Below are 8632 nucleotides of genomic sequence, written 5' to 3' on the forward strand. Positions count from 1 at the left end.
AGCGTTAGTTTTGTAACTTAATGGGTGATTTCAGCATCTGTTTTTCGGAACATCTAACTGGACACCCTATTTACTTAATGAACTCCTTTACAATCTGTAGTGTTTCTTCTACAGCCTTGTCGAGGTCGTCGTTGATGACAATGCGGTCGAACTTCGATGCCTGCGACAACTCGAATGTGGCACGCTCAATGCGCTGTTCAATTACTTCGGGAGCGTCGGTGGCGCGTCCGGTGAGTCGGTGGCGCAGCTCGTCGATAGATGGCGGCTGAATGAAAATGCTCAGCGCGCGGTCGCCGTAGTACTGTTTGATATTGCATCCGCCCTTCACGTCAACGTCGAATACTACGTTCTCGCCACGTGCAGCCTGCGTTTCCACCTGCTGCTTCAGCGTTCCGTAGAAGCGGTCTTGATACACCTCTTCATATTCAAGGAACTCGTCGCGGGCTATGCGCTCACGGAATTCTTCGGGAGTAATGAAGAAATACTCTACACCATTTTGTTCTGTGCCGCGTGGCTGACGCGATGTGCATGATATCGAAAATGCCAAATGCAACTCTGGGTGCTGCATCAGTCGGTTGATGATTGTGCTCTTGCCGCTGCCACTTGGAGCGGAGAATATTATGAGTTTGCCCATTGAGAGTATTGAATTTTGAGTTTTGAATGTTGAATTTTGAATTGGTCGGCTGCGCCGATTTGGAATTGTTCAATTTTGAATTATTCCAGTTGAGAATTTTGAATTTTGAGTTTTGAATTTTGAATTTATGTCCATCCAATTCAAAATTGGATAATTCAACATCGGCGCAGCCGACCAATTCAACACTCAACATTCAACATTCCACATTTCTTTAAAGCGCGTTCAGCACCTGTTCCTTTATCTGTTCCAGTTCGTCCTTCATCTTAACGACAATGTTCTGCATCTCGGCGTTGTTGCTCTTCGAACCGGTGGTGTTGATTTCGCGACCCATTTCCTGAGCAATGAATCCGAGTTTCTTGCCCTGACCGTGTCCTTCTGCCATAGTCTCGCGGAAGTAGCGAAGGTGGTTGGCAAGACGTTGCTTCTCCTCACTGATGTCAAGCTTCTCGATGTAGTAGATGAGTTCCTGCTCAAGGCGGTTCTTGTCATACTCTACGTCGGGTATCTGCTTCAGTCCGTCAACGATGCGTGCTCGTATTTTCTCTACACGTGCCTTCTCGTACGGCTCAATGCTGAGCAGGAGTTGCTCTATATTGTCAATCTTCTCGCCGAACTTCTTCTCAAGAGCAGCGCCTTCCTGGGTACGGAATGCAACGAGCTGGTCGATAGCTTCGTTGATTGCAGCATTTGCCACCTGCCATTCTTCGGGAGTGAGCGTTTCGGTCTCTGCCTTCGACATGATGTCGGGCATACGCAGAAGAGTCACAAACCAGTCGGCAGGCAACGGAATCTGGCACTGCTCTGCCACGTTCTTTATCTGCTGGCAGTAGTTCTTGGCCAGTTCGGTGTTGATGTTTGTAGCGTCGGTGTCGGCATCCTTCTCCACCCAAATGGCGAAGTCGACCTTGCCGCGCAGCAAGTGCTGCTGAATGTTCTGACGTATTTCCATCTCCTTTTCGCGATAGAGCGGGGCGATGCGAGTGGACAGATCAAGCGCCTTGCTGTTGAGCGACTTTATCTCAACGTTGATTTTCTTTCCGTTATAGACTGCGACAGACTTGCCGTAGCCAGTCATTGATAGTATCATATTTATTATATATGTGTAACTGTGGGTTGTTTAGTCACGGTTGTTGCCGAATATGCGCAGCAAGTAGAGGAAGAGGTTGATGAAGTCGAGATACAGACTCAAGGCTCCAATCAGCGCGAGCTTCTGTGCGCTCTCGCCTGCGTCGGGGGCAGCCTGGCACATCTGCTTGATCTTCTGGGTGTCGTAAGCTGTAAGACCTACGAATACGAGCACGCCAACGTAGCTCAGGATGAGGTCGAGACTACTGCTTGCCACGAACATATTGACTACTGAGGCAATGATGATGCCCAACAAAGCCATAAACAGAAGCTTACCCATTGAGGTGAGGTCGGTCTTGGTGGTATAGCCAACGAGTGCCATTGCACCGAATGTTCCGGCTGTGATGAAGAACACCTTGCCGATAGTTGCCACTGAGAAGGCGAAGAATATCGATGACAGTGTAGCACCGTTAATCACCGAATAGAGTATGAACAGCATTGTTGCGGTCGACAACGACAGGCGGTTGATGGCACCGCTAATGGCGAATACGAGAGCAAACTCGGCTATGATAAGTCCGAAGAATGTCACCTTGCTTGAGAATATCAGCGACAGAATTGTCGGCGATGTAGCGACACCGTAAGCTGTGAGGCCCGTTATAGCAAGTGCGAGTGTCATCCACACGAATACTTTGCGCATAAGTGCGGGGAAAGCTGTGGACATAGCGAAATCTTTGTTGCGCAGCGAGTCAACGTCGTACCAGTTTTCTTGTTTCATAATTGTTGTCTTAATTGGTTTGTACTTTTATTATAAACATATGGTATAGGGCGTGTGCCCTACCATATATTTGGCAAATAGCGTGCCGAAACATTACATTATGCCAATCCACCTCAGCACGTCGTTGAGGTTGGCTACAATCATAAGCAGCATCAGTATGCCTATGCCAATGTATTCGGCGCGTATCATGAAGTTCTCCGACGGTTTGCGGCGTGTTATCATCTCGTAGAGCAGGAACAGTACGTGTCCGCCGTCAAGAGCCGGAATCGGCAGTATGTTCATGAATGCGAGGATGATGCTCAGGAATGCTGTCATGAGCCAGAACTTGTGCCAGTTCCATACGTCGGGGAACATGCTGCCGATTGCACCGAATCCTCCGAGCGACTTGGCACCCTCGGCTGAGAAGATGTATTTCATATCGCCGACGTATCCAGAGAGCACGTTGCATCCGTACTTGATGCCTGCAGGGAAGCTCTCGAAGAATCCGTATTCGATGTGTGTCACCTTATCTGCTGGCAACAGTGGCATATATCCGAACTTCAAATCGTCCTTGAGCACTCCCTTTCGGGTCAGTGTGCATGTCTGGTCGCCTGCCTGGCGCGCCAGAGTGACTGTAACGGTCAGCGCCTTGAGGCTGTCCTGATGTGTCTTGGCATAATCGAGCACGTCGTCAATGCGTCCTACTTCATACTGGAAGTCGTTGAACGATGTGATGCGCTTGCCGTTGAGCGATGTGATGATGTCGCCCTTGCGGAATCCCATGTGCTCTGCCAGCGATCCGGTAAGCACGCTGTCGACGCGAGCCTCGATGAACTGAGTCATGAATGGAGGTGTCGACTTGAACATATTGAGCAAGTCGAGGTCGCCAGGCATTGCTATGCTCACTTGCTTGCCGTCACGAATTACGTAAGCCTCGCGTGCAGTAGCCATCTCGCGGAACATGTCTGCACCGAATTTCTTGAATTCGCCCTGGTCGGTTCCTACCAGAATGTCGCGGTCTTGGAATCCGAGAGCCTTGGCTTCTTTATTGAACTTCATTCCGAGCGGCATGTCCTTAGGCTTCACATAGTCGTCGCCCCATGTGAAAAGACACATTGCGTAGAGGAACAATGCAAGCAGGAAGTTGACCAATACGCCACCAATCATAATCAGCAGACGCTGCCATGCAGGCTTAGAACGGAACTCCCAAGGCTCAGCTGGCTTCTGCATCTGATCGGTATCGAACGATTCGTCGATCATACCCGATATCTTGCAGTAGCCGCCCAAAGGCAGCCAGCCTATACCGTATGTCGTGTCGCTCTTGCGAGGTTTGAACTGGAAGAGGTGAAACCAAGGGTCGAAGAACAGGAAGAACTTCTCAACTCTTACACCGAAGAGTTTTGAGAAGAAGAAGTGTCCGCCCTCATGGAGCAGCACAAGAATAGAAATTGCCAGCATGAACTGCAGCAATTTGATAAGGAAAATTTCCATTAATTATTGATTCGTAATGATTATTTATTATTTGTAATACTACAGGAGTTCGCTCGCAATGCGGCGTGCCTCTGCGTCAGTAGCTACATAGTCGTCGTATGTAGGACGTGCTATGAACTTAGCTTTCTGCATAGTAGCCTCGATAATCTCGCCCATCTGCAGGAATCCGCAGCGGTCGTGACGGAACGCTTCGTTTGCTATCTCGTTGGCAGCATTGACGATACACGGCATGTTGCCACCCTGATTGATTGCCTCGTAGGCCATTTGCAGACAGCGGAACTTCTGCATGTCGGGCTCGAAGAATTCGAGTGGCTGCTTGAACAGGTCGAGTCGGTCGCCATTCAGTGGCAATCGGTCGGGGTAAGAGAATGCATACTGTATGGGCAGACGCATGTCGGGAACACCCAATTGTGCCTTGACCGCACCGTCGCTGAACTGTACTGCACTGTGAACTATTGACTGCGGATGAACAAGAACTTGTATGCGGTCGGCGCTGACACCGAACAGCCACTTTGCTTCAATCACCTCAAAGCCCTTGTTCATCATTGAAGCAGAGTCGATGGTAATCTTCGCTCCCATGTCCCATGTAGGATGTTTCAGAGCGTCGGCAGCCTTAACATCGCGCATTTGTTCGAGAGTGAACTTGCGGAAGGGACCGCCCGAGGCAGTAAGCAATATCTTGTCGATTTCGTTGCGACCCTCGCCCACCAGACTCTGGAATATGGCAGAGTGCTCGCTGTCTACCGGCAGGATGTTGACACGATATTCATTGGCCAACTGACAAATCAGTTCGCCAGCCACAACCAATGTTTCCTTGTTGGCAAGGCAGATGGTCTTGCGAGCCTTTATGGCGTGTATTGTCGGCGACAGTCCGGCATAACCCACCATAGCGGTGAGCACCATGTCGATGGGCTGTGCCTCTACAATCTCGTCGAGAGCCTTCGCTCCGGCATAAACCTTCACTTCGGGGCAGTCAGCCAGCAGCGCCTTGAGAGCTTCGTAGTGCTGTTCGTTGGCTATGACTACAGCCGCAGGGCGGAATTCTCGCGCCTGTTCGGCCAGTTTCATATATTGATTGTTGGCCGTGAGGCAGTAAGCCTCGTATCGGTCGGGATGTTGCTTGATTACGTCCAGGGCCTGAGTGCCGATCGAACCGGTAGAGCCGAGGATGCAAATTTGTTTTTTCATATCTCTATTTTCTGTTGACGAGTTTATATATCCAGCAAGCCTTCTGGCAGCTGCATTGTTATCTGTCTGTGCTCGGTGTCAACGCTGGTAATCAGTTCGTCGCTTGCCGGGATGAGGATGTCGTCGCCGTCGGCAGTGACAAGTTCGAAGAGCGTGTTGATGGTAGAGTCGTCCACGGAGTGAATCTCGCCCACCGTCTTGCCCGAAGAGGCATCCACCACATGAAAGCCCACAATAGCAGCCCACGACAGCGAGTCGGAGTCAGAGTCGCTATGCTCGCGTGGAAAGTACACATCGCATCCGGTCAGTGTGCGAGCCTTGTCTTGTGTGGTCACGTCTTCAAATCGCACAAGGGCCGTTTCGTCGGTCTTGAATCTATACTCGTCCATGAAGAACGGCACGAGAATGCCGTCCATGTCGAGAATGAGATAGTCGGCGTCGGTACGGTCGAACACGTCGTCGTCGAAATGGAACGACACCTCTCCGTCTACGCCGTGCGGTTTGCCTATGCGTCCGATTTTATATACAGTTTCTTTTTTTATCATATTATTGTTAGCTGAGCCTTGACTTAGTTGTCTTACTCTCTTCTGATCTTGGCACCCAGAGCATTGAGACGGCCCTCAATGTCTTCATAGCCACGGTCAATCTGGGCTATGTTGTCGATGCGGCTTGTGCCTTTGGCACCCATTGCAGCAATAAGCAGAGCGATACCGGCACGTATGTCGGGGCTTGTCATTCTGCGGGCGCGTAACTGGCGTTTGCGGTCGTGGCCTACGATTACGCATCTATGCGGGTCGCACAGGATAATCTGGGCACCCATATCTATCAGCTTGTCGACGAAGAACAGACGGCTCTCGAACATCTTCTGATGTACCAGTACCGAGCCGCGAGCCTGAGTAGCCACCACGATGAGCACCGAAAGGAGGTCAGGTGTGAGTCCCGGCCACGGTGCATCTGCCAAAGTCAGAATGGTGCCGTCGATGAACGAGTCGACGATGTAGTGCGGCTGACGTGGGATGAAGAGGTCGTCGCCCTCTACTTTTATCTTAACGCCCAGTCGGCGGAATGTGTCTGGAATGATACCAAGCTCACGTACGGCACAATTCTTGATGCGTACGCCGTCGCCCACCATTGCTGCCATACCGATGAACGAGCCTACCTCAATCATGTCAGGCAGAATACGGTGCTCGGCACCATGCAGCGACTTGACACCTACGATGGTAATCAAGTTTGACGCGATGCCCGAAATGTTGGCACCCATGGCGTTGAGCAGGTGGCACAACTGCTGTACGTAAGGTTCGCAAGCTGCGTTGTATATAGTTGTAGTGCCCTCAGCCAGTACGGCAGCCATAATGATGTTGGCTGTACCCGTAACCGACGCCTCGTCGAGTAGCATGTATGTACCCTTGAGTTGTTGTGCCTCGATGTTGAACACCTTGCGCTCCTCGTCGTTGACAAACTTGGCTCCGAGGTTCTTGAATCCCAGAAAGTGAGTGTCAAGACGTCGGCGTCCTATCTTGTCGCCACCCGGTTCTGCTACCGAAGCGTGTCCGAAGCGTCCGAGCAGCGGTCCCATGAGCAGTACGCTGCCTCTGAGAGCGGCACACTTCTGCACATACTCGTCGCTGTCGAGATATTCGAGGTTGATGTCATCGGCCTGGAATGTATAGTCGTTGCGCGAGTTGCGTGTCACCTTTACACCGATTTCTTCGAGCAACTTGATAAGGTTGTTGACGTCGAGAATGTCGGGTATGTTGGTGATGTGCACCGGTTGGTCGGTGAGCAGCGTAGCTGCAATCACCTCAAGTGCCTCGTTTTTGGCTCCCTGCGGAATGATGGTTCCGCTGAGTGTATGTCCACCCTCAATTATGAATGTTTCCATAATAATGGTCTTGATGTTAGAGTGTGTGTATGAGTGATGTGTTTATCTGCGGCGGCGCTGTTTGCGCTCGGGTGTGTTGCGGTTGTTCTGTGTGCGGTCGAACTTGAAGTTGTCAAGGTCGAGCTGCACCTTGCCGGCAGTATATCCCGCCAAGTCTGATGCCACCTTTTCGTTGTCGCTCGATCCGTGTCCCCACTGTACGAGGTCGCGTTTCATCTGGTTGGCTGCCAGTCGTATCAGTTCGGTACGTTCCTTACCTTCTGGCATTGTCTTGAGCATATCGAATACTTCGAACATCAGTCCGCCGTAGTGGCGCACCGGTATGCGGCGCATGGGGTAGGGTATTGGTTTGGGCTTCTCCAGCATCGAGCGTGCCTCGTTTATGTCGAAGGGATAGTCGATATCGAGTTTGAACTGGCTCATCAGTGCCAGGTGGTCCCACAGCTTGCGACGGAATGATTCAGCGTCACCCGTGCGTGGCATCATGCGTTCCATAACGGCAATGATGGTGTTGGCGCAGCGTTGGCGGTCGGCGCGGTTGGGCAGCGACACGCAGTGGTCAATCATCTGTTGCACCTCACGTCCGTATTCCGGCAGAATTAGGCGTTCGCGCTGTGTGTTGTAATCGAGTCCTTTTATATTCATAATACTATAACAATTTCTTGGGCTGATGGGCTACAAAGTCCTTCAGATAGAATGGTACAAAATATGCCACGTCCTCGTATTTCTCTTGTGCTATGCGTCTTTCGGCTATAGGGAACATCCATTTTGCCAGTGGCTCGACACCCTTGATGAGTCGTGCGTTGGGATGGTTTATCACCTCCATGCACTTCTCGGCCCCGTTTCCGAAGAAGTATACGGGTCCGCGGTCGAGATATTCGCGATAGGTTTCTGCATCTACCACATCGGCCTGAATGCCACGCACCTCGTGCAGGGCGCGGTCGTATACAGCCGAATAAACCTCCATGCGGCGTGCGTCAATCATCGGGCACAGCAATGCACCCTCCTCTACCTCCTCGCGCAGAAGCACAGGCACAGCCATGAGTTCGAGTGTAGGCACGGCAATAAGCTTTAAGTCCTGACCGAAGCAAATGCCCTTGGCCATCGATGCGCCAATGCGCAGACCTGTGTATGAGCCCGGACCGCAGCTTACGGCTACTGCGTCGAGCGGAATGGCATGGCTGTCGGCAAACGACAATGCCTCGTCGACAAATGTGCCGAGCTTCACTGCATGGTTGGGACCCTCATGGTCTTCTTGGGAGAAAATACATGCTCCGTCTTGGCTGACGGATACTGAGCACACATCAGTGCTCGTTTCAATATTCAAAATACACGACATGCTAAAACTTTTTACTTTCGTGGACTTTACTCCTAACCGTATGGCTGCAAATACAAAACTATATGCCACTCTCGGCTAACATTGTCCTCAATATAAATATATATATTGTTGGTATGTGAAATATTTCAGTGCAAAGATAGTGTAAATCGTGCGCATTACAAAGAGAATTTATTCATTTTTGGTTAAAAACAGTTTGTAGGTTACTGAAATGAGGGTGTGTCATAATTGACTATGGTCATTTATGGTGCACCCTCCTTTTGTATATCGTTTAGCGAGAGC

General features: G+C 50.8%; 9 protein-coding genes. All 9 read right to left on the reverse strand.

Annotation, left to right across the window (positions count from 1 at the left end; genetic code table 11):
* Positions 1-70 precede the first annotated feature (70 nt).
* The 9 genes from gmk to tsaB all read right to left on the reverse strand — a co-directional run bounded on the left by gmk (position 71) and on the right by tsaB (position 8353).
* A complete protein-coding gene (gene gmk / locus I6E38_RS13575; RefSeq protein WP_235394499.1) occupies positions 71-634 on the reverse strand; it encodes a guanylate kinase in 564 nt (187 codons plus the stop codon).
* 211 nt (positions 635-845) lie between these two features.
* Entirely contained in the window at positions 846-1721 is an 876-nt protein-coding gene (locus I6E38_RS13580) for a YicC/YloC family endoribonuclease (protein ID WP_235394500.1), read from the reverse strand.
* Between the two features lie 30 nt (positions 1722-1751).
* Positions 1752-2474, reverse strand: a complete 723-nt coding sequence (locus I6E38_RS13585) for a Bax inhibitor-1/YccA family protein (protein ID WP_235394501.1) — start codon at positions 2472-2474, stop codon at positions 1752-1754.
* A 93-nt stretch (positions 2475-2567) separates the two neighbouring features.
* Entirely contained in the window at positions 2568-3944 is a 1377-nt protein-coding gene (gene rseP, locus I6E38_RS13590; RefSeq protein ID WP_235394502.1) for an RIP metalloprotease RseP, read from the reverse strand.
* A 39-nt stretch (positions 3945-3983) separates the two neighbouring features.
* Positions 3984-5132, reverse strand: coding sequence for a 1-deoxy-D-xylulose-5-phosphate reductoisomerase (locus I6E38_RS13595; protein WP_235394503.1), 1149 nt, complete (start codon positions 5130-5132; stop codon positions 3984-3986).
* A gap of 23 nt (positions 5133-5155) precedes the next feature.
* Positions 5156-5677: a ribosome maturation factor RimM gene (gene rimM / locus I6E38_RS13600; RefSeq protein ID WP_235394504.1), complete on the reverse strand. Its 522-nt coding sequence runs from the start codon at positions 5675-5677 to the stop codon at positions 5156-5158.
* Positions 5678-5709: 32 nt separating this feature from the next.
* Complete coding sequence (gene murA / locus I6E38_RS13605; RefSeq protein WP_235394505.1) at positions 5710-7014, reverse strand: UDP-N-acetylglucosamine 1-carboxyvinyltransferase; 1305 nt, start codon at positions 7012-7014, stop codon at positions 5710-5712.
* Positions 7015-7056: 42 nt separating this feature from the next.
* Positions 7057-7659 carry a DUF4290 domain-containing protein gene (locus I6E38_RS13610; RefSeq protein WP_235394506.1) on the reverse strand — a complete coding sequence of 201 codons (603 nt, stop codon included), beginning with the start codon at positions 7657-7659 and terminating at the stop codon, positions 7057-7059.
* Positions 7660-7663: 4 nt separating this feature from the next.
* Complete coding sequence (tsaB, locus tag I6E38_RS13615) at positions 7664-8353, reverse strand: tRNA (adenosine(37)-N6)-threonylcarbamoyltransferase complex dimerization subunit type 1 TsaB (RefSeq protein WP_235394507.1); 690 nt, start codon at positions 8351-8353, stop codon at positions 7664-7666.
* Positions 8354-8632: the final 279 nt, after the last annotated feature.

The sequence above is a fragment of the Leyella stercorea genome, from assembly GCF_021531355.1.
GTDB lineage: Bacteria > Bacteroidota > Bacteroidia > Bacteroidales > Bacteroidaceae > Prevotella.

Excerpts from the sequence above, each read along its gene's own strand:
- murA (WP_235394505.1), bottom strand. The coding sequence starts at position 7,014 with ATGGAAACATTCATAATTGAGGGTGGACATACACTCAGCGGAACCATC.
- gmk (WP_235394499.1), bottom strand. The coding sequence starts at position 634 with ATGGGCAAACTCATAATATTCTCCGCTCCAAGTGGCAGCGGCAAGAGC.
- tsaB (WP_235394507.1), bottom strand. The coding sequence starts at position 8,353 with ATGTCGTGTATTTTGAATATTGAAACGAGCACTGATGTGTGCTCAGTA.
- I6E38_RS13610 (WP_235394506.1), bottom strand. The coding sequence starts at position 7,659 with ATGAATATAAAAGGACTCGATTACAACACACAGCGCGAACGCCTAATT.
- rimM (WP_235394504.1), bottom strand. The coding sequence starts at position 5,677 with ATGATAAAAAAAGAAACTGTATATAAAATCGGACGCATAGGCAAACCG.
- rseP (WP_235394502.1), bottom strand. The coding sequence starts at position 3,944 with ATGGAAATTTTCCTTATCAAATTGCTGCAGTTCATGCTGGCAATTTCT.
- I6E38_RS13585 (WP_235394501.1), bottom strand. The coding sequence starts at position 2,474 with ATGAAACAAGAAAACTGGTACGACGTTGACTCGCTGCGCAACAAAGAT.
- I6E38_RS13595 (WP_235394503.1), bottom strand. The coding sequence starts at position 5,132 with ATGAAAAAACAAATTTGCATCCTCGGCTCTACCGGTTCGATCGGCACT.
- I6E38_RS13580 (WP_235394500.1), bottom strand. The coding sequence starts at position 1,721 with ATGATACTATCAATGACTGGCTACGGCAAGTCTGTCGCAGTCTATAAC.